Here is a 22,887-nt window from a genome sequence, read left to right as displayed (position 1 = left end):
TTCCCGAGTGCGCTGCGCGGCGCCTGAACCCAACTCAACCAAACGGAGGCTTGCCTTAGGCCGGATTGGCCGTGAAAGACAGGTGCCGGGTGGTAAAATCGCGGGCTCGCTTGGGTGCGCATATGCACCTTGGTTCAACGCGCAACGCCGCGTCCGGGTTGTCCGGATTGAGATTCCCTTCACATTTTTTCCCGCCTGCCATGTCGTCGCTTTCTGCCCTGACCGCTCTGTCTCCCATCGATGGCCGCTACGCTGCCAAGGCCGATCCGCTGCGCGAGTGGCTGTCGGAAGCCGCTTTCATGCGCAATCGCGTGAAGGTGGAGGTGCACTGGTTGATCGCCCTGTCGCAGGCCGGCCTGGCCGAGATCCCGCGTTTCTCGGCGGCCGCCGAGGGCGCCCTGTTGGCCCTGGTCGAAAACTTTGCCGAGGCAGACGCCGCCCGCATCAAAGAGATCGAAGCCGTCACCAACCATGACGTGAAGGCCGTCGAATACTGGATGAAGGAGCGCGCGCGCGGCAACGCCGAGCTCGAAGCCGCCAGCGAGTTCATCCACTTCGCCTGCACGTCGGAAGACATCAACAACACCTCGCACGGGATGATGCTCAAGGGCGCGCGCGACACCGTGATCGTGCCGACGCTGCGCCGTGTGCAGGCGCGCCTGGTGGAACTTGCCCACGCCAACGCCGATGTGCCGATGCTCTCGCGCACGCATGGCCAGCCGGCCAGCCCGACCACGCTGGGCAAGGAAATGGCCAACGTGGCCGCCCGCCTGGACCGCGCCATCCGCCGCATCGAAGCCGTGGAGCTGCTGGGCAAGATGAACGGCGCCGTGGGCAACTACAACGCGCATCTGTCGGCGTATCCGTCGCTCGACTGGGAAGCCTTCTCGAAGAACGTGATCGAGACCCGTCTGGGCCTGACGTTCAACCCGTACACGATCCAGATCGAACCGCACGACTACATGGCCGAGCTGTTCGACGCCGTGGCGCGCGCCAACACGATCATCCTGGATCTGGACCGCGACGTCTGGGGCTACATCTCGCAGGGCTACTTCAAGCAGAAGACCAAGGCCGGCGAGATCGGCTCGTCGACCATGCCGCACAAGGTCAACCCGATCGACTTCGAAAATTCTGAAGGCAACGTCGGCCTGGCCAACGCGGTGCTGCGTCATCTGTCGGAAAAGCTCCCCGTGTCGCGTTGGCAGCGTGACCTGACCGATTCGACCGTGCTGCGCAACATCGGCGTGGCATTCGGCTATAGCCTGCTGGCCTACGACGCGTGCCTGCGCGGTTTGGGCAAGCTGGAAACCAACCCGGCCCGCTTGGCCGAAGACCTGGACGCCTGCTGGGAAGTGCTGGCCGAGCCGGTGCAGACCGTGATGCGCCGCTACGGCATCGCCAATCCGTACGAGCAGCTCAAGGAACTGACGCGCGGCAAGGGCATTTCGCGCGAGGCGCTGCGTGAGTTCATCGGCACGCTGGCGATTCCCGAAGACGCCCGCAAGCTGCTGCTCGACATGACCCCCGGTAGCTACATCGGCAAGGCGGAAGAACTGGCACGCCGTATCGCCTGATTGTTTCAAAAATTTGGTGGTGCCGTGTGAAGAACGGCCCGCTCTCGAATCCGGGGGCGGGCCGTTTTGCTTGGTGGCTTCCGAAGAACCTTTTACCCAGCCGCTCGCATTGATGTGCCTAGTCAATCAAAAAATTTGAATTTCTTGATGAACTTAGGGCTGCCTTGGCCGGTCGGATCGCGCAAATAATGCACAATCGTTTGGCGTCGTGGTCATACCCACAGGCGCCGCCTACTGAGCGCTCCAAAATACCGAGGGAACCGATGTCACAAGCCGCCCACTCGAATCTCGCCATGCGCGGCGCCGCTGACCACGGCGCCTATGCCAAACCCGCGATTGCGATGCACTGGATCGTCGCTCTGCTGATCTTCGCGGCCTTTGGGCTCGGTCTGTACATGACCGATATCCCAGGCTTTACGCCCACCAAGCTGAAGCTGTTCTCGTATCACAAGTGGATCGGCATCACTGTGCTGATCTTTGCGGTGCTCCGTGTGCTGTGGCGCCTGACGCACCCCGCCCCAGGGCCCGTGCCGGGCATGCCGAAGTGGCAGCACGCTGCCGCGGAAGCCGCACACGTCGGGCTGTATCTGCTGATTCTTGCTGTGCCGTTGACCGGTTATCTGCTGAGCGTCGCAGCCGGCGTCAAGGTCGTCTATCTCGGCCTGTGGGAACTGCCGATGCCATTCGACAAGAGCGATGCGCTGAAGGACATCTTCAGCATGGCGCACGAATGGCTGAACTGGAGCATGGCGGCCATCGTCGTGCTGCACATTCTGGCTGCGCTCAAGCACCACGTCGTCGATCGTGACGGCACGCTGCGCCGCATGGCGCCTTTCCTCCGCTGATCTCCAAACGCGCCGCTGCACGGTGTGCCGGCGCTCTGCCTTTCCATCCTGACCAAGACTGCCGGCATGACCCGGCCTGACCGAAGGAGTCTGATGATGAAACGTTTTGTGCGCCCCCGCGCCATTGCCCTGGTTGCTGCCGGCGCGCTGTCGATCGCTGCCGTATCGGTATCGGCCATCGCCCAGGTGGATGCCGCCAAGAGCAGCGTCACCGCCACCGGCAAGCAGCTCGGTGTGCCGATGGACATCAAGTTCGGCAAGTTCGACGCCGCCGTCAATTACAACCCGGCCAACCTGGCTGCATCGACGGCCAAGGTCGACATCGATGTCACCAGCGTCGACGTGGGCAGCAAGGAATACAACGACGAACTGAAGAAGAAGGATTGGTTCGACACGGCCAAGTATCCGAAGGCAACGTTCGTGTCGTCCGCATTCAAGCCCGGCGCGGGTGGCAAGGTGGATGTGGTCGGCAAGCTGACCATCAAGGGCATCACGCAGGACGTGACGGCACCCGTGACGTTCAAGCAGGAAGGCGCCAATCAGATCTTTGAAGGTGCGCTGCCGGTCAAGCGCAACGTATTCAAGGTGGGTGATGGTGAGTGGAAGGATACGTCGGTCGTCTCGGACGACGTGACGATCAAGTTCCGCGTTGTTATCGCCAAGAAGTAATCAGAAGTCTCAATCCAACGTTTTTCGGCCCCCGTGTGCCGCTTTTATTCCGCAGGAGTTCTCATGAAATTGCGTACCCTCGTTGCCGCACTGTCGGCCTTTGCTGCCACTGCCGCCTTTGCTGCACCGGCCACGTACCAGCTGGATCCGAGCCACACCTACCCGAGCTTCGAAGCTGACCACATGGGCGGTCTGTCGAAGTGGCGCGGCAAGTTCGAGAAGTCCAGCGGCACCGTGACGCTGGATCGCGCCGCCAAGACCGGCAGCATTGACGTGACCGTGCAGACCGACAGCATCGACTTCGGTCTCGCCAAGATGAACGAGCACGCCAAGAGCGCCGAGATTTTCGACGTGGCCAAGTACCCGACCGCCACGTTCAAGGGCAACTTCACGAAGTTCAAGGGCGACGTGCCGACCGAAGCCGAAGGCCAACTGACGCTGCACGGCGTGACCAAGCCGGCCAAGCTGGAAATCGACGCGTTCAAGTGCATGCAGCATCCGATGCTCAAGCGTGAAGTCTGCGGCGCCGATGCCGAAATGAAGTTCAAGCGCGACGACTTCGGCGTCGACTACGGCAAGGCCTACGGTTTCAACATGGAAACCAAGCTCAAGATCCAGGTGGAAGGCATCAAGCAAGACGCCAGCGTAGCGCAGCAATAAGCCTGGCAAACGTCACAGCCAAAGAAAAAGCCCCGCAGTTGCGGGGCTTTTTTGTTGCCCGAAGAATGAGTCCTCCGGGGCAGTGCGGAGCGGTCTCTTCAGACCTGCGCGCCGAAGTTGGGATCGTCTTCATTCGGGCCGCCAGCCTTCTTTTCAGACTTGACCAGGTCTTCGCGCTTGACGCCCAGCCACATGCACAGCGCGGCTGCCACAAACACCGAAGAGTAGATGCCGAACAGAATACCGATCGTCAGGGCCAGAGCGAAGTAGTGCAGCGTCGGGCCGCCGAACACCAGCATCGACACCACCATCATTTCGGTCGAACCGTGGGTGATGATCGTTCGCGAGATGGTGCTGGTAATCGCGTGATCGATCACCTCGTGCGTATTCATCTTGCGGTACTTGCGGAACGCTTCGCGGATCCGGTCGAAAATCACCACGGATTCGTTGACCGAATAGCCCAGCACCGCCAGCACCCCCGCCAGCACCGACAGTGAGAACTCCCACTGGAAGAAGGCGAAGAAGCCCAGGATGATCACGACGTCGTGCAGGTTGGCGATCACGCCCGCCACGGCAAACTTCCACTCGAAGCGGATCGACAGGTAGATCACGATGCCGATCACCACGAACAGCAGCGCCAGCAGGCCGTCCGTGGCCAGCTCCTTGCCGACCTGCGGGCCGACGAACTCGACACGCTGCAGCTTGGCGTCAGGGTTGGCGGCATTCAAGGCCGTCATCACCTGTTGGCTTTGCACGGCCGAGGCGATGGGCTTGCCGTCCGGACCGTTCTTGAGCGGCAGGCGGATCATCACGTCGCGCGAGGTGCCGAAGTTCTGCACCTGGGCGTCGGCATAGCCGAGCTTTTCAACGTCACCGCGGATCTTCGGCAGATCGGCGGCCTGGGTGTAAGCGACTTCCATCACCGTACCGCCAGTGAACTCCACCGACAGGTGCAGCCCCTTGTGGAACAGGAAGAAGACAGCGGCGATAAACGTCAGGAACGACAGCGCGTTGAGGATCAACGCGTGCTTCATGAACGGAATGTCGCGGCGGATGCGGAAGAACTCCATGGTCTGCCCTTTGTGGCGACCGCCCCTGTAGTGCCGGGGGCGGTGCCGGTTATGCGAGATTCGTTGTGGGTGGCGTGATTACTTGGCGGGCGATTGCGTGTTCGTATTGCCCGGCTTCCACACCTGCCCGATGGCGACGCTCTGCAGCTTCTTCTTGCGGCCGTACCAGAGGTTCACGAGACCGCGGTTGAAGAACACCGCCGAGAACATGGACGTGCCGATCCCCAGGCAGTGCACGATGGCGAAGCCACGCACCGGGCCCGAACCAAAGGCAATCAGCGCCAGACCGGCGATGAGCGTGGTGACGTTCGAATCGAGGATGGTCGCCCAGGCGCGGTCAAAACCGGCGGCAATCGCCATCTGTGCCGATGCGCCGCTGCGCAGCTCTTCACGCACGCGTTCGTTGATCAGCACGTTGGCGTCAATGGCCATACCGAGCGCCAGCGCGATTGCCGCGATACCCGGCAGCGTGAGCGTGGCCTGCAGCATGGAAAGCAGGGCGATCAGCAGGAACACGTTGACGCCCAGGGCCGCCACCGAGAACGCACCGAACAGCATGTAGTACAGCACCATGAACACCGAGATGGCGAGGAAGCCGTACAGCGCCGAATCGAAGCCCTTCTTGATGTTGTCGGCACCCAGCGACGGGCCGATGGTGCGCTCTTCGATGATCTCCATCGGCGCTGCCAACGAGCCTGCGCGCAGCAGCAGCGCCAGGTCGGAAGCCGCCTCGGTCGAGCCCATGCCGGTGATCTGGAAGCGCGAGCCCAGTTCGGACTGGATGGTCGCCACCGTCAGCACTTCGCCCTTGCCCTTTTCAAAGAGCACGATGCCCATGCGCTTGCCGATGTTGTCACGCGAGACATCGCGCAGCATGCGTCCGCCCTGGCCGTCGAGCGTGATGTCGACCGACGAGTTGTGGTTCTGGTCGAAGCCGGCCGAGGCGCTGGTAATGCGGTCACCCGTGAAGATCACCTGCTTTTGCAGCAGCACCGGGGCGCTGCGGCCTTGCGTGAACAGCTCGTCGCCCAGCGGCACCGGATCCCCGGCACGCGGGGCGAGCGGCGCGTTCGGATCGGCCAGGCGCGCTTCCAGCGTTGCCGTGCGGCCGATGATGTCCTTGGCCTTGGCGGTGTCCTGCACGCCGGGCAATTGCACGACGATACGGTCCGGACCCTGCTGCTGGATCACAGGTTCAGCCACGCCCAGTTCATTCACCCGGTTATGCAGCGTGACGATGTTCTGCTTGACCGCGTTGTCCTGCACTTCCTTCATCGCAGCGGCGGTGAAGGTACCGGTGAGCGTGGCGCCGTCGGCGCTCTTGTCCACGGTGTAGGCCAGTTCGCGGGTCGAGTCGGCCAGCAGACCGCGGGCGCGCTCGGCGTCATCCGGGTTGCTGAACTTGATCGTGATCGCGTTGCTGTTGCGATCGATGCCGCTGTGGCGGATGCCCTTGTCACGCAGTTGCGTGCGGATGTCGCCGGCCAGCGAGTCGAGCTTCTTCGTCACGGCGCCGTTCATGTCGACCTGCAGCAGGAAGTGCACGCCACCGCGCAAATCGAGGCCCAGGAACATCGGTTTAGCAAAGAATGGCGCGCCACTCAACCAGCGCGGCGAGCCCGGCAGGAGGTTCAGCGCCACGATGTAGGTCGGATCGGCTTGATCAGTGTTCAGGCCGCGAGCCAGGACGTCCTTGGCCTTGAGCTGCGTGTCGGTGTCGGCAAAGCGCACGCGCACGCTGGCGGATGTCCCGTTGTTGTCGAAGAACACGCCGTCGGGCTGAATGCTGGCCGCAGCCAGCAGGCTCTCGACCTGCTTTTGCACGTTCAGGTCGACCTTGACGGTGGCCTTGCCCGAAGACACCTGTACAGCAGGCGCCTCACCGAAGAAGTTCGGCAGCGTGTAGATGAACCCAATGGCAAGCGCCACCAGGATCACAATGTATTTCCAGAGCGGATAGCGATTCATCTTGGAATGCAGAGAGGCGACGCCGAGGGGCGCGGGCGCGGATTCTTAGAATAGGCGCTGCCTGGGGTTCCGGCGCCGGCGCAATCGTGCGCGGCGCCAGGATGGGCCGATTACAGTGCCTTGAGCGTGCCCTTGGGCAGCACGGTCGTCACGGCGCTCTTCTGAACAGTGATTTCGGTGTTGGCAGCGATTTCCACGGTGACGTACTGCTCAGCCACCTTGCTCACCTTGCCCAGAATGCCACCGGCGGTGACGACTTCGTCGCCCTTGGCCAGGGCTTCGAGCATCGCCTTGGTTTCTTTCTGGCGCTTCATCTGCGGGCGGATCATGATGAACCACAGCACCACGAACATCAGGATGATGGGCAGGAAGCTCATCAGGCCACCCGCGGCACCACCAGCTGCCGGTGCAGTTTGCGCGTAAGCGTCGGAAATCAGGAACACGTCAGAACTCCGTAATGGTTCGTCAATCGGTCAAAAATCGGACCCGACATTCTACCATTGCGATGCTGCGGCAAATGGGCGCGTCCAGCGCCCTGGTGAGGCGCCTTTACAGCGCCCCGCGCGCGCGGTCTGCGGCAAAGCGCGCCTGGAATGCGGCAAAGCTGTGCGACTCGATGGCGGTGCGCATCTCGGCCATCAATTCCAGGTAGTAATACAGGTTGTGGATGGTGTTCAGGCGGGCACCCAGGATTTCGCCGACGCGCTGCAAGTGGTGCAGGTACGCGCGCGAGAAGTTGCTGCAGGTGTAGCAGCCGCAGGTCTCGTCCAGCGGGCGCGGATCGTTGCGGTGTACCGCGTTCTTGATCTTGATGTCGCCAAAGCGGGTGAAGAGCCAGCCGTTGCGCGCGTTGCGGGTCGGCATCACGCAGTCGAACATGTCGACGCCGCTGGCGACGCCCGCCACCAGGTCTTCCGGCGTACCGACGCCCATCAGGTAATGCGGCTTGTTGGCGGGCAGGCGCGGCGCCACGTGCTGCAGCACGCGCATCATGTCTTCCTTCGGCTCGCCGACCGACAGGCCACCGATGGCGTATCCGCCGAAACCTTCGCCGCCGGCATCGGCGTCAATGGCTTGCAAGCCGGCCAGCGATTCATCACGCAGGTTCTCGAACATGCCGCCCTGGACGATGGCGAATAGTGCGTTCGGATTCTTCTCGCGTTCGAATTCATTGCGTGAGCGTTGCGCCCAGCGCAGGCTCATGCGCATCGACGCGGCGGCTTCAGCCTCGGTGGCTGGCCGATCGCCGATCTTGTACGGCGTGCATTCGTCGAACTGCATGACGATGTCGGAGTTCAACCGGCGCTGGATCTGCATCGAGATCTCGGGCGACAGGAACAGCTTGTCGCCGTTGATGGGCGATGCGAACGTCACGCCTTCTTCGGTGATCTTGCGCAGATCACCCAGCGAAAACACCTGAAAACCGCCGGAATCGGTCAGGATGGGCTTGTCCCAGCCATTGAAGCCATGCAGGCCCTTGTGCGCGTCCATCACTTCCAGCCCGGGGCGCAGCCACAGGTGGAACGTGTTGCCCAGGATGATCTGCGCGCCGATGTCCTTCAGCTCCGCCGGCGACATCGCCTTGACCGCGCCATAAGTGCCCACCGGCATGAAGATGGGCGTTTCCACCACGCCGTGGTTCAGGGTCATGCGGCCGCGTCGGGCGAGGCCATCGGTGGTGAGCAGTTCGTACTTGAGCATGATCAGAGCGATTGGGGTTCGCCGGGTTCGGAGGGAGCGCGCGTCAGCAGCATGGCGTCGCCGTAGCTGAAGAAGCGGTAGCGCTGGGCGATGGCGTGCTGGTAGGCGTCTCGGATGGCGTTCATGCCGGCAAACGCCGATACCAGCATCAGCAACGTCGATTTAGGCAGGTGGAAGTTCGTCACCAGCAGGTCGACGGCGCGGAAACGGTAGCCCGGGGTGATGAAAATGTCGGTCTCGCCGCTGCAGGCATTGAGCGTGCCGTCCGGCTGCGCGGCCGATTCAAGCGCCCGCATCGATGTGGTGCCGACCGCGATGATGCGGCCACCGGCAGCTCGCGTGGCGCGGATGGCTTCGGCCAGTTCCGGCGTAATTTGGTACCACTCGCTGTGCATCCGGTGCTCGGCGATGTTTTCCACGCGCACCGGCTGGAACGTGCCGGCACCAACGTGCAGCGTGAGAAAACCGCGCTGGATGCCCATGGCGTCCAGCTTGGCGAACAGCGCATCGTCGAAATGCAGGCCCGCCGTGGGTGCCGCGACGGCGCCCGGATTGCGCGCATACACGGTCTGGTAGCGCGTCTCGTCAAAGCTGTCCGGATCGTGCTCGATGTAAGGCGGCAGCGGCAGGCGGCCGTATTGCTCGATCAGCTCCAGCGCTGGCTGCGGAAAACGCAACGTGAAGAACGGTTCGGCGCGTGGGCCGACCGTCACGTCAAAGGCGTCGGCCAGGCGCAGCGTGGTGCCCTCGACCGGCGACTTGCTGGAGCGGATCTGCGCCAACACCGTGTGTTCGTCCAGCAGGCGCTCGACGAGCACCTCCACCTTTCCGCCGCTGGCTTTGTGGCCGAAAAAGCGTGCCTTGATGACACGCGTGTCGTTGAAGACCAGCAGGTCGCCGGGGCGCAGGTAGTCGACCAGGTCGGCAAACTGGCGGTCTTCAAAGTGCACGGCGTCATCCGCGGGGCGTACGGCCAGCAGGCGGCTCGCGGTGCGGTCGGGCAGGGCGGTTTGTGCGATCAGCTCGGGTGGCAGATCGAAATCGAAATCGGACAGCGTCAGCATGAAAAGTGGCGCAGACGTGGATTGCGCCAAGTGATGGTGGCGGGCGCCGGTACAATCGGGCGAAACCGCAAAGTTCGCCATTGTAAACGCCCTGTGCCGTCTCGCGCCCGTTCCGCCACTGATGCCGCTCCTATGCCCGACGCTGATACCGCGCCGGCGCTGAAGCCAAAACGCGCAGCTCCGGCAGACAAGCCAGCCAAGGCAGCGGCCAAGACCGTCCGCCCGGCGGACAAACTGGCCAAGCTCGGCCTCCACCGCGATGTCGATCTCGTCCTGCATCTGCCGATGCGCTACGAGGATGAAACCACGCTGCTGACCATTGCAGAAGCCACGGCCCGTGCCAACACCGGCTGGGCTGCGCAGGTAGAGGGCACCGTCACGCGCAATGAAGTGGCGTTCCGGCCGCGCCGACAACTCGTCGTGCATATCGCTGATGATTCGGGCGAGCTGGTTCTGCGCTTTCTCAATTTCTACGGCAGCCAGGTCAAGCAGATGGCCGAGGGTGTGCGCCTGCGCGTGCGCGGCGAGGTACGCGGCGGCTTCTTCGGCGCAGAGATGGTGCACCCGACCGTGCGTGCCGTGGCGGAAGATGAACCGCTGCCTGATCGCCTGACTCCGGTGTATCCGAGCACGGCTGGCGTGGCCCAGGCCTATCTGCGCAAGGCGATCCTGAACGCGCTCACGCGTACGCCGCTGCCGGAAACGCTGCCGAATAGCCTCATCACTGGCCCGCTCGCACCGCTCAAGCTGATGACGCCGGCCGATGCCGTGCGCCTGCTGCATCAGCCGACGCCCGATGTCGATGAGCATAGCCTCGTCGAGCGCACGCACCCGGCGTGGCTGCGCATCAAGTTTGATGAACTGCTGTCGCAGCAGTTGTCGCTCAAGCGCGCGCAGGCCGCGCGCCGGATGCGCAACGCGCCCGTCCTGCGCGACAGCGGCAAGGAGGGGCTGCTCGCGCGCTTCATGAATGCCCTGCCGTTCAAGCTGACCGGCGCGCAGGCCCGCGTGTGGGAAGAGATTCGCGCCGACCTTGCCCACCCGTACCCAATGCAACGGTTGCTGCAGGGCGACGTGGGCAGCGGCAAGACCGTCATTGCTGCGCTGGCAGCCTGCCAGGCCATCGATGCCGGCTGGCAGGCCGCCCTGATGGCGCCGACCGAGCTGCTGGCCGAGCAGCATTACCGCAAGCTTTCTGCCTGGCTGGAACCGCTGGGCGTGGACATCGTCTGGCTGGCCGGCAGCCTCAAGCGCAAGCAGAAGGACGAGGCGGCCGCGCGCGTGGCGGCCGGCACGGCACAACTCGTGATTGGCACGCACGCGCTGATCCAGGATGCGGTTGCGTTCGCGCGGCTCGGCCTGGCCGTGGTGGATGAACAGCATCGCTTTGGCGTGGCGCAACGTCTGGCGTTGCGGGGCAAGGCTGGCAATGGCGATGCGCCCGCCGCCCGCGCCCAGGTGCCGCACCAGCTGATGATGTCCGCCACGCCCATCCCGCGCACGCTGGCGATGACGTATTACGCCGATCTCGACGTCTCTGCCATCGACGAATTGCCGCCCGGCCGCACGCCCATCGTCACGCGCCTGGTCAACGATGCGCGCCGCGACGAAGTGATTGAACGCATCTACGCCGCCGCCCGCGAGGGGCGACAGGTCTACTGGGTTTGCCCGCTGATCGAAGAGAGCGAGGCGCTGCAACTGCAGACCGCCGTCGAAACCTTCGAGACGCTTTCGGAAAGCCTGCAAGGCCTGAAGGTAGGCCTCGTGCACGGACGCCTGCCTTCGGCCGAGAAGGCCGCCGTGATGAGCGCCTTTGCCGGCGGCGAGCTGCACGTGCTGGTGGCCACCACCGTCATTGAAGTCGGTGTGGACGTGCCCAATGCCTCGTTGATGGTGATCGAGCACGCCGAGCGCTTTGGCCTTGCGCAGTTGCACCAGCTACGCGGGCGGGTGGGGCGCGGCACGGCGGAATCGGTTTGCGTGCTGCTGTATCAGGCGCCTTTGTCGCCGACGGCCAAGCAGCGTCTGCAGACCATGCGCGAGACCACCGATGGTTTCGAGATCGCCCGGCGCGATCTGGAGATTCGCGGGCCCGGCGAATTCCTCGGGGCGCGGCAATCGGGCGAAGCGATGTTGCGCTTTGCCGATCTGAACCACGATGCGTGGCTCGTCGAGTTTGCCCAGGGCGCGGCGGACGACATGCTTGCGCGGTTTCCCGAAGCCGTCGATACCCATCTCAAGCGCTGGCTGGGCGAGCGCGAGCACTACCTGCGTGTCTAAGGCTGGTGCCGCACGCTTTGTTTAGTGTGCCAACTGAGCCTGCTTGCGCACGCGCTTGGCCGTGTACATCGCACGATCAGCCTGATCGAGCGGGTGGTGATCTCCGTCAACTGAACGTTTTCTTCGTTGGGTGCCCGCGCTTGCGGCTTAGCCCACGGCCGGCTCGAGCCTTATCAGCGTGATCTCCGACGGCGCGCCGAACCGCTTGGGCGGCCCCCAATATCCCGTGCCACGGCTGGTGTAGATCCACAGGCGCCCCAGCTTGTGCAAGCCCGCTGTAAAAGGCTGCTGCAGCGGAACAAACAGGCTCCATGGCCAGAACTGGCCGCCATGGGTGTGCCCCGACAGTTGCAGGTCGAAGCCAGCCTCTGCAGCGGCAGGAGCGCTGCGCGGTTGATGCGCGAGCAGGATGGTGGGCGTCACGCCGGGCGGCGACCCTGCCAGCGCCCGGGTTGGATCGCTCGCGTGTGTAGCGTCGAACTTGCCAGCACTGAAATCGGTTACGCCCGCGATCACCAGCGGCGCGCCGTTGTGTTCAAGCACCGCATGCTCGTTCATCAGCACGCGCATGCCGAGCCGCTCGAACTCCGACACCCAGGGGCCGACCCCTGAGTAGTACTCGTGATTGCCCGTCACTGCATAAACGCCGTGCCGAGCCGACATGCCGGCCAGCGGCGCGATATGCGGGCGCAGCACGTCAACCTCGCCGTCCACCAGATCGCCCGTCACGGCGACGACATCCGGTTGCAGCGCATTGAGCCGCTCGACCACGCCGGCCACATACGCGTGCTTGATGGTGGGGCCGACATGCAGATCGGTGATCTGCGCGATGGTGAAGCCGTGCAACGCGGCGGGCAGGTCCGCAATGGGCACCGTCACCCGAGCGACGCGGGGGATGCGGCGTGCGTTGACATAGCCGATCACGGTCACCAACACGGTGAGGCCGACGACGAGCAGGGCCGAGTCGTGCCGATAGGCCTGCGGCAGCACGATGAGCGCCACGTCGCGCAGCAGCGTCAGCACCAGCAGCGACGAGAACAGGCCCATCAGCAACGCGCCAAACCAGGTCACGCGATCCGCCAGCGAGATGGGGCGGATCACGAAGCGCGCAGCCATCCCAGTCGGAATCATCACCGTCGATACGAACAAGAAGACGGCGCCTGCAGCCCAGCCCGCGCCATTCCAGCCCAGATCCGGGAGCAGCCGCCACCCGATATAGAGATGCAGCGCTGCCATGAGCCCGACCGTCGTCATCAGGAAGCGGCGTCTGCCGCGGGGCAGGGATCGGCTGCCGTTAGGTTCGTCACTCATGCTGGGGCGGCTCCTTTTTTGTCTCGGTGGGGCGTATCCCCGGAAGATGGGGTGGATGGCAGCGTTGTCAATGCCGGGTCGTCGTTCGAACGCCAAGCAATATTGCACGTCCCTTGGTAAAATCTATTGATATCCCCAAGCCGATTGATCGTCATGACGCTCACTGAACTCAAATACATCGTCGCCGTCGCTCGGGAACGCCACTTTGGGCGTGCCGCCGAGGCCTGCTTCGTCTCGCAGCCGACGCTGTCGGTCGCCATCAAGAAGCTGGAAGACGAACTGGCCGTGCAGATTTTCGAGCGCGGCGCATCGGAAGTGAGCGTCACGCCCGTCGGCGAGCAGATCGTTACGCAGGCGCAGCGTGTGCTTGAGCAGACGATGGCGATCCGCGAGATCGCCAAGCAGGGGATGGACCCGCTGGCCGGGCCGCTGCGCCTGGGGGTGATCTACACGATCGGGCCGTACCTGCTGCCCGCGCTCGTCAAGCAGATGATCGACACCGTCCCGCAGATGCCGCTGATGCTGCAGGAGAACTTCACCGTGCGGTTGGTGGAGCTGCTCAAGCAGGGCGAGATCGACTGCGCCATCATGGCCGAGCCGTTTCCCGAAGCGGGCCTGATGACGGTGCCACTGTACGACGAGCCCTTTGTCGTGGCGGTGCCGCGCGGTCATGAACTGGCCAAGGCGTCGTCGGTTGACCCGGAAGCGCTCAAGCAGCAGACCATGCTGTTGCTCGGCAACGGGCATTGTTTCCGAGACCACGTGCTGGGCGTGTGCCCGGAGCTGTCGCGCTTCTCGCAGAACGCGGACGGAATACAGAAGACGTTCGAAGGTTCGTCGCTGGAAACGATCCGCCATATGGTTGCCAGCGGCGTGGGCATTACGGTGCTGCCGCGTACATCGGTGCCCAGCATGCAGCCCGCCGCCACCGATCTGCTGAGCTATGTGCCTTTCCAGGAGCCTGTGCCCGACCGCCGCGTCGTTCTGGCCTGGCGCAAGAGTTTCACCCGCATTGCCGCGATCGAAGCGGTGGCCAAGGCGGTCGCGCATTGCGACCTTCCCGGCATCAAGCTGTTGCCGGCCACCCCGCTGATTCACTGATCCTCTGAGATATCTGTTGGCCGTTGTCGCCATAGCGAAGAAAATTAGAAAAAACGCTATCTTGCTTAGAGAAAATAGCAAAGTAAGTTAGAAAAAATAGCGAAGTTTGCTGAACTGGATGGCGTAGATCGTGTTGCGGTGTCAATGCTGGGCCATTCCGGCTTGCTTCGCTCGTGCTAGTACAGGCTTCGCGCTCGCGCCGGGACTCGACACTGGCAACCCTCCATGGCCGCCTATAACCTAGCTCGACAAGCTTGGCAACGCGATATCCAAATGCATGCCGTGCTCGGCATCAAGGATTACGCATGGCAAAGCCTGTATCACTTTACCGTTGGCTGCGCCATGATCGATCAACGCTTGTCGACGCTTGCTCAATATGAGGTTCAGGCTTGACACGGATGTTCTGCTCCGGGAAAGCTCCGCCAATCCATCAGCTTTCGGACTCCGCTTGGCAAGGACACCGCAATCCAGGCTTTGGAACTCGTGTGGGTTGCGGGGGCAGAATTGTGGAGGCGCGTTGGCGCGCCACGCGCGACGCACCACATCCCGGCCTGTCAGAGCTTTCCAGGAGTCTGCGACTATGCATATGGCAGCGTCCCCAAGCCTCGGCCAGGCAAATCCACCACGTCGGGTGTATGGTCGCCTTGGCCTGCGGGCCAAATATTCGTGATGCTGTGTGTGTTGGCGTTGTAAGGGGCCTAGCTCCACCACCATGGGCTGCGATCGAGCAGTCAGCCCGCAAAGGATTTCGCAAGGCACTCCACGATCAGATCGCGCAAAGAATTCGCAGTCAGGTCGCTCAGATCAAGGGTGATCTCAGAGGTTGACGCCGTTCCGCTACGGTTGGAAACCACCATGTGCACGTGAACTTTTTGGTCGAGCGCGTCGCCTATCAACGTGATCTTGGGGTATTGGTTGGCGTGCCCTGAGTCATATTCCTGTGCCTCCCTGCCGGCGGGAAAAACATGGAGCGTCGTGCTCAGTGCCGTCATTTCGACTTTGAAGCCATGGCCGCGTTTCTGCAGGTGGGCGCCGATGTCTTCAAAGACGGGATGCGCTGTCTTCATTCGGAACGCCGCGAAATCGGTCCGAAATTTTTCCACTGCGATCTGCTTGTCGGCAGCGTCTTCCTTCTCTTCGGCCTTGCGCTTGTCGAACGCATTCATTGCTGCGTCAAGCTTGTCATAAGAGCTCATATTCGTCCCTCGCTAGGATGGGGATCTACACCGCGAGCCGGCTCAGGATTGTCCTGGACTGGACTGCCACATCGATCATGGGCGCTGCCGCCATGGCGATGTTCCTATCATTGTAGGCATCGACACGCAAACACATTGTGCGCATCTCGACGCTGACCTCTTGCAACGGGTTGGCGCCGTGCCTCCCTCAATGGCACTGCCTGCTTCAGCGCGCAAACTCAGCGCACTGTTGCCCCGGTCATATCCCAGCGCTGAATGCGATGCCAGAGGAAATGGATCCTTCCGGGATAGCGGCCCCTGCCCAGCCTGTGGCACGTCCATCATTGGGCGTGAAGCGATATTCGGAAAACCATCGCCGGTCACTACGCTGCGTCGTGCGCACTTCGAGCGCTCCGTTGGGCAGGTCAAGCGAGCTAATTATGGAGATCCTCGTTGCGGTCACCCTGGTATGCCGGAACGTGCCGGTTCACTGTTATTTGTGATTCCAACGTAGTTTGCTGGTGAGGACCTGTCGGCTCGGTACCGTACAGAAGTCGGTCGGTTGTTGGTCCCTTAGATCGAAGCTGTTGTACCGCCACCGTCATGCACAAACACATCGGAGCAGACCACGCGATCAATGCGTCTGCTGCCGTACCGACACCTTCCCAGCGATCAAGGATCTTGGTTCTTGGGACATTCGCGCGACACATGCCTATTGCCGCACGGGTGCCCCCTCCAACGGAGATCGCCATGGATGCCTATCCGACTTGCCAATACAAGGGGTACGACGTTTATCCCTTGATCTACCTGTTTGACCCGCCTCGGGAATGGCACGAGCGTCGTCCAGATCGGTCATACAGCGCCTCTGTGATGATCTGCCTCGAAGGCGCATTTCCGGATGCGGAGCATTCCCGTATTTTTCGCCTGAGCGGTGAACCATGGGAGAGCATCGGTACGGCTAAGCGTGCCGCCATGAAGGGCGCTGAAGAGATCATCAACGGCTTCGTTCCCGTTCAGTCCATGGCCTTCGCGTGATCGCCCACCAGTTTTTGGGCAACGGTCGGGACTCCGCGACGCGGCTATTCACCCATCACTTTTTTTCCAACAACCATGTGGCTCCGGGGGCTACAGGAGGGTCGTATGGTTCGCATGCGCTACTCAGTCCGCTTGGCCTATGAGGTACGTGATCCAACTGCGGATTTCATTTTTAATGTTCACGCCGCGAAGACGTCTCGCCAGACGATCGTCGCCGAGTCACTGCATCTGACGCCGGCGATGTCGGCCGTGCCTCATACCGAACCGACCTTGCGCAATCGCCGTTTGCGTGTACGGGCGCCTCGGGGCAACTTCACCTTGACCTATGAGGCGACGGTGGACATAGAACACCTATTGACGCCCGCCGAACTGCTGCACGAAGTCCCTATTGCGGATTTACCGCTGTACGTTGTCCCATTCTTGACCCCTAGTCGCTATTGCGAGTCGGACCGGCTCATGGAGTTTGCGCAGCAGGAATTTGGCGGCTGCCAACGTGGCTATCCGCTGGTTATCCGGATTCGTGACTGGGTCTGTCGTTACGTGCGATTTGTACCGCAGTCAACGAGCGAGCGAACGTCTGCGGTCGGCACGCTCGTGGAGCGAAAGGGCGTGTGCCGCGACTATGCGCACTTGATGATTGCATTGTGCCGCGCGCTGAGCATACCGGCGCGCTTCGCAACCAGTCTCGACTATGGTGCCGATCCATCGCTGGGATTGCCTGACTTCCACGCCTTCGTGGAGGTTTTTCTGGGAAACCAATGGTATCTGGTCGACCCCTCGCAGGCGGCGGTGCCCATGGGGCTTCTGCGAATCGGTACCGGACGCGATGCGGCGGACGTGCCCATTGCCCTGGTGTTTGGTAACGTCAAATTGTCGCGGCCGATCGTGGAAGTTCAGGCCCTTGAGAACGCGGATCTGAAAACCAGCATGCCAATTGACACTGTCCAAGGAATCAGTACGTGGTGAGAGGTGGATGTGGCGACTTATCGCTCGTCCGTCGCGGGAGGCTCCTCTTCTGGGCCAAGAATCACGTCTACTGCGGCGCGGCCTGCCAGTTCGCCAATCAGGTGCGCCCAGCGTCGAGAAAAAGGGCTGCCGTGGACCTTGATGCGCTTGCCTATCGCAGCGACACCAGGCGGCTTCATGGGGCCGTCGATGCTGAACCACAGATCGAACATGTCCTTCTGCGTCCCAATCAATTGCAGATGAATTTCGAAGCCTCGGTACTCGGTTGTACGGGTCATGCTGCGCCTCCATTCTTCGCTGCCGCCTCTGCAAGCGTAGTGCATCAAACGGGGAGAAATGACCGTTATTGCAACGGTCGTGCGCATCTTATGCGGCAAACCAGAATGGATCGCGCAGTTCGGAGCGCCAAGTAGGCCCAATCCAAGCGGTAGTTCGATCGCTTCTTGCCGGACGTTTAGGCAGCCTGAACTGCCTTCTTCCAGCGTGTCTCGGTTCTTCCCACCACGATCCTTTAAGCCTCCCGTCGGTAGGACGTTACGTACGGTACCGGACCGTCTTTACGCTCCCAAGCATTTACCCTGGATCAAGGTGGAACTACGTATTCTCAATGAGAGTTCTTGCGGCTCCGGGCTCGATTTGGCACTGGAAGCGTGTTGGACGCGGGTTCGCCAGGATGTGCACGGGAGCCTGCCAGAGGAGCGCGTCATGTCTGTCGGTGTCCTGCTACTTACCATCTTGGCTATCGCTCTCGTCGGGGCGATTCCGGTGTGGCCCTACAGCGCTGAGTGGACTTACGGGCCAAGCGGAGCCATTGGCGTTCTTGTTCTTTTCGTGCTCGTGCTGATGCTCACGGGGCAAATCTGAACGCGCGCGGCAGAGTTTCGTCAATGATTTTCCAAAATAATCAGTTATGCGAGGGATGTCATGCCAGATACGAACGTAAGGCGTACTTTTCGAGGGCTCCCGTTGACCGCTGCCCAGGATGCCGAGATCCGTCATTACATCAAAGCCAAAACGCGGCGGCATGAACCGTGGGACACGCCAGAGTTGGAGGCCATGCTCAAAGACATGCTGACGCCTCCTATTGGTGCGCAAGAGGAGTCGGTGGAATTTCTGGAGCAAGCGAAGGCATCCGCAGAGCGTGCCGAATCTTCAGTGGACGAGGCAATGGACCCTACCGAGGCCTATGAGGAGCGAAACGCGGCCAAAGAAGCGGAGGCAATGAAAAGGCCACGGGGGTGAACCCTTTCGTCCCCAAGCCGGGCGCTTGCAGCGCTTCCTGTGCCTCCGGTGTTGCTTGCTGGTCTTGGATGCGCTTCTCTTCATTCAATGCGCAGACCAATGCACAGGGATGTTGCAGAACAGCTTTTGCGGACCCGCGATGCTTCTGGTCCTCGGTAGAGCGCTATGATCATCTCCAGCCGACCTTCGGTGAACAAGGACTCCCAGAATGGATGCCAGTGGACACCACCGGGTCAATCTTTATCGCACCTTGCGGGCGCGGTTGAGAGATCATCCCTTGTCCCGCGTTGGCCCTGGCCTCATCACCGGGGTGGCCGATGACGATCCGAGCGGGGTCGCGACCTATTCGCAGGCCGGCGCACAGTTTGGGTTGGACATGCTTTGGACGATGCCGCTCGCTTTCCCCTTGATGGCCGCGATTCAATCCATGTGCGCAAACATGGGACGTGTCACCGGAAAGGGGCTCGCCGCCAACATCAAGGATGTCTTCCCGCCGAGTGTGCTGCGCGCTGTCGTGCTGCTATTGCTGGTCGCAAACACACTGAATATCGCCGCAGACGTCGCGGCGATGGGCGAGGTCGTAGAACTTGTTTCCGGTGTCGACCGGCACCTCATGACGGCATTCGTCGTGTTTGGCACGCTGGCGCTGCAGATATTCGTTCCTTACCATCGTTACGTCTTCTTTCTGAAGTGGCTGACAGCTTCCTTGCTGGCCTACGCGGCCGTCTTGTTTACAGTGCATGTCCCGTGGGGCCAAGTTGCGCTGCATACGGTGTGGCCCCACTTCAAGCTCAAAGCGAGCGCCGCATCCATGGTCGTTGCGGTCTTCGGGACCACCATCAGCCCCTATCTCTTCTTTTGGCAGGCTTCCGAGGAGGTTGAGGACATGCACGCGCGCCCATCGCTGAAACGCGATGGCGCCAAGGCTGGCACGGAGCTACGGCGTATCCGGTGGGACACGTGGAGCGGCATGCTTTATTCGAACGTGACCGCGTATTTCATCATCCTGGCGACAGGCGTGACCCTTCATGTGTCCGGCGTCACCGACATCACGACGGCGGCACAGGCCGCCAGTGCATTACGGCCGCTTGCAGGAGACTTTGCGTACCTGCTGTTCACCATCGGCATTTTGGGCGTCGGTCTCATCGGCGTACCCGTGCTGGCCGGCTCGGGCGCCTACGCGCTTTCCGAAACCATGGGTTGGAAGGAGGGGCTGGAACACAAGGTAAGCGACGCACGTGGGTTCTACAGCATCATCGCGGTCAGCGTACTTGCAGGGCTTGCAATTCAGTACTCTCCGATCAGCCCGATGAAAGCGCTCTTTTGGAGCGCAGTCATCAATGGCGTGGTGGCGGTACCGCTGATGGTGGTCATCATCCTGCTGGTCTCGAAACCCGCTGTCATGGGGCCTTACACCGCAAGCCGACCCATGATCGTTCTGGGCTGGACCGCCACGGCGATCATGGGCGCTGCCGCCATGGCGATGCTCCTATGATACGAGTCGACACGTAGACACATTGTGAGCATGCCGATGTTGACCTCGTGCGGCGGTACCTCTCCCACAATGGCACTACCTGCTTCAGCGGGTAAGCTCAGCGCATTGTTGCCCCAGTAGTATCCCCGCGCTGAATGCAAGACCAGAAGAAACGAATCCTTCCGGAATCGCAGCCTGTGCCCAAGCGGTGACACGTCCATTGTTGGGCGTAAAGCGATATTCAGAAAACCATCGCCTGTCACTCCGCTGCGTCGTGCGTATTTCAAGCATTCCGTTTGACAGGCTAAGTGAACTGTTCATAGAGATCCTTGTTGCGATTCCCTCGGTATGCCGGGATGTGCCGGCTCACTGCAATTTGTGACTGCAGCGTAACGTGATGGGGGAGTCGCTGTCGGCCCGGTACCGTACAGAACTCGCTCTTTCTATTCCTTGCTCGAACCCGTGGCACCGCCGACTAGATGCGCGAACACAATCGAGCATCAAGCCCCGTGCATTTGCGTCTGCCGCCGTACCGACACCGTTGCTGTGACCGAGGATATTGATCCTTGAGGCATTCGCGCGACACTTACCTATTGCCGCAGGGGTGCCCTGGCGGGCTGTACGCCGTTCATGGTCTGTACAGAAAATTCAAGTCTCGCGTCAGCGTTCTCTGCAACAAGATGCTTGGGGTGCGATCGAGACGGAGGTGCACAAAATGCGTAACGATCGAATAGCAGGACTGTGCGGCGCGATGGTGTTGATCGCGACGCTTGCGACTGGGTGTGCCGGGATGTCTCGACGCGGTACGGACACCGCAATCGGTGCGGGTGTCGGCGGTGTCGCCGGCGCAGTGCTGACAGGCGGGAGTGCCGTGGGGACAGTGGGCGGTGCAGTCGTTGGCGGGGTGGTGGGCAACCAGGTTGGAAAATAGGGCTTAGCCGAGACCATGGAAGCGGAACACGGCATTCCCACATCTGCGGGAATGCCGTGTTCCGTATCGCTACGCCGCAGCTACCGCCGTCTTGATCGGCACGACAGGACTCGCCGGCTCTGTACTGCTGGAAACCCCGAACGCGACCGCAACGGGATTCATGCTGTCGACCATCGACGTTGGCATCAAGATCGTCGCACCGCGCTCCTTAGTGGTCTCGTAGATGATGTTCATTGCGCGCAACTGCAGCGCTTGTGGATGCCCCTCGTACATGCCGGCAGCCTCGACAAACTTGGCTGCAATGGCCGCTTCGGCCGAGCCCAGAATGACGCGGGCTTGCTTTTCGCGTTCCGCCTGCGCTTGCCTGGACATCGCATCCTGGAGTGCCACGGGGATGGCCACGTCGCGCACCTCCACCGAGGATACGGTCACGCCCCATGCTGCAGTCTTCTCGCCGATCTCGGCGCGCAACTGCTCATCTGCCGCTTTGCGATCGGATAGCAATGCCGACAGCATCGAGGCCCCAATCATTTCACGCAACGACGTCTGCGCGACGCGGTCGATTGCCTGGCGATAGTCGGTAATGGCCAATGCGGCTTTCTGTGCGTCATGGACGTGCCAGAAGATGATCGCGTCAACGTTGACTGGCACGGTGTCTTTCGTCAATGCCTGCTCCGCATTGAATCCGGTAGTCTGGATGCGTTCATCTATGACTGCCGTCACGCTGTCGACAATCGGCAGGATCATGAACAACCCGGGCCCTTTTACGCTTTGTAGCTTGCCCGCACGCAAGATGACGAACTTCTGCCATGCGTTGGCCATCTTGAGTGTTGCGGCGAGCAGGATTGCGGCGATGGCAAACAGGGGCGCCAGCAGAACAGAGACGAATACGCCGGTGGCAGCCCCCAGGAACAGGAGAAGCACAACGAGGAATGCGGTGATGGGATTCATATAGGGCCTCGCAAGCGAATGAAGCTGCAACCGATGGCCTAAAGACACGCTCTTTAGGACCGGGGATCCGATATGCCCGACCCCCTACCTATCCGAAAACGCGTGACCGGATATCGTCCTCAAAATCGATGACCCATTCCGGGCCCAGTGCTCCGTCGTACTCGCGGGCAGTCTTGCCCATCCGTACAGTGATGCAGCGGTCTAGCGCCGCGCCGGCCGAGGCGCTCGAAAAATGCTCGACGGAGGACACGTCGAAGCCATCGGGCGCCAGACCGTTTCGCAAGCAGACCTCACGAAATGCATCGCGCTCCACCTCCGGGAATTGGTGAATGGTTTGATCGAGCATCACGTTCTCCTCATGCTTGCGCTGTGCCGCCGCCTATGCTTCGGACCCCTTGGGGTGTACCGAAACATGCGCTTTAGAGTCGCCCCATGAGCAATAGCACGAGAACGATGAGCAGACCCAAGCCGAGCGCACCGCTTGGCGCATAGCCCCAACCATTGCTGTAGGACCACCTTGGGAACGCCCCAACCACCAAAATGGCTAGGACGATTAGCAGTAGGATTCCGAGAGACATGATGTCCTCCTCGTTGAGTAGATTCCCCCCCCCCACCCGTGTGCCCAACGCTGGGCGAAAAGCGCTCCACGGTTGTTTCATCATGAGGTTGACGCTCGCCTCTTCTTGATCGCTGTTCGTGGGGGCTGAGCGCGCCTCATCTCCTTAAAGGATAGATGGGAACGGGCTTGAAAACGGTCCGGTAGCGTACGCACTGGCACGCCAGATTGCGTACCTTGTGCCGTCGAAAAGCAATGATCACCCGGTAGCCAGCCGCGGCGTCGAGTGATGGCTCCCCTAGCGATGCTCATGA

At 61.7% G+C, this 22,887-nt stretch carries 24 protein-coding genes; 13 read left to right on the top strand and 11 right to left on the bottom strand.

Annotation, left to right across the window (positions count from 1 at the left end):
• Positions 1 to 200 precede the first annotated feature (200 nt).
• From purB to ACTJK6_RS16400, 4 genes are all read left to right on the top strand, one after another.
• Positions 201 to 1,574, top strand: a complete 1,374-nt coding sequence (purB, locus tag ACTJK6_RS16415; RefSeq protein ID WP_322017592.1) for an adenylosuccinate lyase — start codon at positions 201 to 203, stop codon at positions 1,572 to 1,574.
• 263 nt (positions 1,575 to 1,837) lie between these two features.
• The gene (locus tag ACTJK6_RS16410) at positions 1,838 to 2,419 is read left to right on the top strand and encodes a cytochrome b (protein WP_232040977.1); all 582 of its coding nucleotides are present in this window, start codon (positions 1,838 to 1,840) and stop codon (positions 2,417 to 2,419) included.
• Positions 2,420 to 2,515: 96 nt separating this feature from the next.
• Positions 2,516 to 3,088: a YceI family protein gene (locus ACTJK6_RS16405; RefSeq protein WP_232043047.1), complete on the top strand. Its 573-nt coding sequence runs from the start codon at positions 2,516 to 2,518 to the stop codon at positions 3,086 to 3,088.
• A gap of 63 nt (positions 3,089 to 3,151) precedes the next feature.
• On the top strand, positions 3,152 to 3,748 hold the full coding sequence (locus ACTJK6_RS16400) for a YceI family protein (protein ID WP_232040976.1): 597 nt from the start codon (positions 3,152 to 3,154) through the stop codon (positions 3,746 to 3,748).
• A gap of 98 nt (positions 3,749 to 3,846) precedes the next feature.
• On the opposite strand, the gene secF is transcribed toward ACTJK6_RS16400, so the two are convergent.
• The 5 genes from secF to queA all read right to left on the bottom strand — a co-directional run bounded on the left by secF (position 3,847) and on the right by queA (position 9,551).
• Entirely contained in the window at positions 3,847 to 4,818 is a 972-nt protein-coding gene (gene secF, locus ACTJK6_RS16395; RefSeq protein ID WP_440839566.1) for a protein translocase subunit SecF, read from the bottom strand.
• Between the two features lie 78 nt (positions 4,819 to 4,896).
• Positions 4,897 to 6,786 (bottom strand): protein translocase subunit SecD, encoded by a 1,890-nt coding sequence (gene secD / locus ACTJK6_RS16390; RefSeq protein WP_232040974.1) that lies wholly within the window; start codon positions 6,784 to 6,786, stop codon positions 4,897 to 4,899.
• A gap of 110 nt (positions 6,787 to 6,896) precedes the next feature.
• Positions 6,897 to 7,229 carry a preprotein translocase subunit YajC gene (yajC, locus tag ACTJK6_RS16385; RefSeq protein ID WP_004632835.1) on the bottom strand — a complete coding sequence of 111 codons (333 nt, stop codon included), beginning with the start codon at positions 7,227 to 7,229 and terminating at the stop codon, positions 6,897 to 6,899.
• A gap of 106 nt (positions 7,230 to 7,335) precedes the next feature.
• Positions 7,336 to 8,487: a tRNA guanosine(34) transglycosylase Tgt gene (tgt, locus tag ACTJK6_RS16380; RefSeq protein ID WP_232040973.1), complete on the bottom strand. Its 1,152-nt coding sequence runs from the start codon at positions 8,485 to 8,487 to the stop codon at positions 7,336 to 7,338.
• A 2-nt stretch (positions 8,488 to 8,489) separates the two neighbouring features.
• Positions 8,490 to 9,551, bottom strand: coding sequence for a tRNA preQ1(34) S-adenosylmethionine ribosyltransferase-isomerase QueA (gene queA / locus ACTJK6_RS16375; RefSeq protein ID WP_260802144.1), 1,062 nt, complete (start codon positions 9,549 to 9,551; stop codon positions 8,490 to 8,492).
• Between the two features lie 132 nt (positions 9,552 to 9,683).
• Here queA and recG point away from each other — a divergent pair, with 132 nt between their 5' ends.
• Positions 9,684 to 11,831: an ATP-dependent DNA helicase RecG gene (recG, locus tag ACTJK6_RS16370; RefSeq protein WP_232040971.1), complete on the top strand. Its 2,148-nt coding sequence runs from the start codon at positions 9,684 to 9,686 to the stop codon at positions 11,829 to 11,831.
• Between the two features lie 147 nt (positions 11,832 to 11,978).
• Here recG and ACTJK6_RS16365 read toward each other — a convergent pair whose 3' ends face one another.
• Complete coding sequence (locus ACTJK6_RS16365; RefSeq protein ID WP_260802142.1) at positions 11,979 to 13,142, bottom strand: metallophosphoesterase; 1,164 nt, start codon at positions 13,140 to 13,142, stop codon at positions 11,979 to 11,981.
• A 153-nt stretch (positions 13,143 to 13,295) separates the two neighbouring features.
• On the opposite strand from ACTJK6_RS16365, the gene ACTJK6_RS16360 reads away from it, so the two are divergent.
• Both ACTJK6_RS16360 and ACTJK6_RS16355 read left to right on the top strand, forming a co-directional pair.
• Positions 13,296 to 14,243: a LysR substrate-binding domain-containing protein gene (locus ACTJK6_RS16360; RefSeq protein ID WP_440839565.1), complete on the top strand. Its 948-nt coding sequence runs from the start codon at positions 13,296 to 13,298 to the stop codon at positions 14,241 to 14,243.
• 225 nt (positions 14,244 to 14,468) lie between these two features.
• Positions 14,469 to 14,636 carry a hypothetical protein gene (locus ACTJK6_RS16355; protein ID WP_167309917.1) on the top strand — a complete coding sequence of 56 codons (168 nt, stop codon included), beginning with the start codon at positions 14,469 to 14,471 and terminating at the stop codon, positions 14,634 to 14,636.
• A gap of 338 nt (positions 14,637 to 14,974) precedes the next feature.
• On the opposite strand, the gene ACTJK6_RS16350 is transcribed toward ACTJK6_RS16355, so the two are convergent.
• Positions 14,975 to 15,439, bottom strand: coding sequence for a hypothetical protein (locus tag ACTJK6_RS16350; RefSeq protein WP_124383260.1), 465 nt, complete (start codon positions 15,437 to 15,439; stop codon positions 14,975 to 14,977).
• Between the two features lie 729 nt (positions 15,440 to 16,168).
• Between ACTJK6_RS16350 and ACTJK6_RS16345 the strand changes: the two genes are divergently transcribed.
• Positions 16,169 to 16,453 (top strand): hypothetical protein, encoded by a 285-nt coding sequence (locus tag ACTJK6_RS16345; protein ID WP_102066785.1) that lies wholly within the window; start codon positions 16,169 to 16,171, stop codon positions 16,451 to 16,453.
• Between the two features lie 105 nt (positions 16,454 to 16,558).
• Complete coding sequence (locus tag ACTJK6_RS16340; RefSeq protein WP_134926999.1) at positions 16,559 to 17,419, top strand: transglutaminase-like domain-containing protein; 861 nt, start codon at positions 16,559 to 16,561, stop codon at positions 17,417 to 17,419.
• A gap of 17 nt (positions 17,420 to 17,436) precedes the next feature.
• Here the strand turns inward: ACTJK6_RS16340 and ACTJK6_RS16335 are convergent, their stop codons facing one another.
• On the bottom strand, positions 17,437 to 17,697 hold the full coding sequence (locus ACTJK6_RS16335; protein ID WP_134927000.1) for a hypothetical protein: 261 nt from the start codon (positions 17,695 to 17,697) through the stop codon (positions 17,437 to 17,439).
• Positions 17,698 to 17,755: 58 nt separating this feature from the next.
• Here ACTJK6_RS16335 and ACTJK6_RS16330 point away from each other — a divergent pair, with 58 nt between their 5' ends.
• From ACTJK6_RS16330 to ACTJK6_RS16315, 4 genes are all read left to right on the top strand, one after another.
• A complete protein-coding gene (locus tag ACTJK6_RS16330; protein ID WP_440839564.1) occupies positions 17,756 to 18,283 on the top strand; it encodes a DUF3309 family protein in 528 nt (175 codons plus the stop codon).
• A gap of 60 nt (positions 18,284 to 18,343) precedes the next feature.
• On the top strand, positions 18,344 to 18,661 hold the full coding sequence (locus tag ACTJK6_RS16325) for a hypothetical protein (RefSeq protein WP_102066782.1): 318 nt from the start codon (positions 18,344 to 18,346) through the stop codon (positions 18,659 to 18,661).
• 208 nt (positions 18,662 to 18,869) lie between these two features.
• On the top strand, positions 18,870 to 20,156 hold the full coding sequence (locus ACTJK6_RS16320) for an NRAMP family divalent metal transporter (protein ID WP_440839563.1): 1,287 nt from the start codon (positions 18,870 to 18,872) through the stop codon (positions 20,154 to 20,156).
• 694 nt (positions 20,157 to 20,850) lie between these two features.
• Positions 20,851 to 21,066 (top strand): glycine zipper 2TM domain-containing protein, encoded by a 216-nt coding sequence (locus ACTJK6_RS16315; protein WP_124383264.1) that lies wholly within the window; start codon positions 20,851 to 20,853, stop codon positions 21,064 to 21,066.
• Between the two features lie 69 nt (positions 21,067 to 21,135).
• Here the strand turns inward: ACTJK6_RS16315 and ACTJK6_RS16310 are convergent, their stop codons facing one another.
• From ACTJK6_RS16310 to ACTJK6_RS16300, 3 genes are all read right to left on the bottom strand, one after another.
• Positions 21,136 to 22,017 (bottom strand): slipin family protein, encoded by an 882-nt coding sequence (locus ACTJK6_RS16310; RefSeq protein ID WP_102066779.1) that lies wholly within the window; start codon positions 22,015 to 22,017, stop codon positions 21,136 to 21,138.
• Positions 22,018 to 22,105: 88 nt separating this feature from the next.
• On the bottom strand, positions 22,106 to 22,363 hold the full coding sequence (locus tag ACTJK6_RS16305; RefSeq protein WP_124383265.1) for a hypothetical protein: 258 nt from the start codon (positions 22,361 to 22,363) through the stop codon (positions 22,106 to 22,108).
• 73 nt (positions 22,364 to 22,436) lie between these two features.
• A complete protein-coding gene (locus ACTJK6_RS16300; RefSeq protein ID WP_124383266.1) occupies positions 22,437 to 22,595 on the bottom strand; it encodes a DUF3309 family protein in 159 nt (52 codons plus the stop codon).
• Positions 22,596 to 22,887 lie beyond the last annotated feature (292 nt).

The sequence above is a fragment of the Ralstonia sp. 22086 genome, assembly GCF_052045975.1.
Taxonomy (GTDB): Bacteria; Pseudomonadota; Gammaproteobacteria; order Burkholderiales; family Burkholderiaceae; genus Ralstonia; species Ralstonia wenshanensis.
Note: the sequence above shows the minus strand (reverse complement) of the source record. Positions and strands in the feature narration are given on the sequence as shown.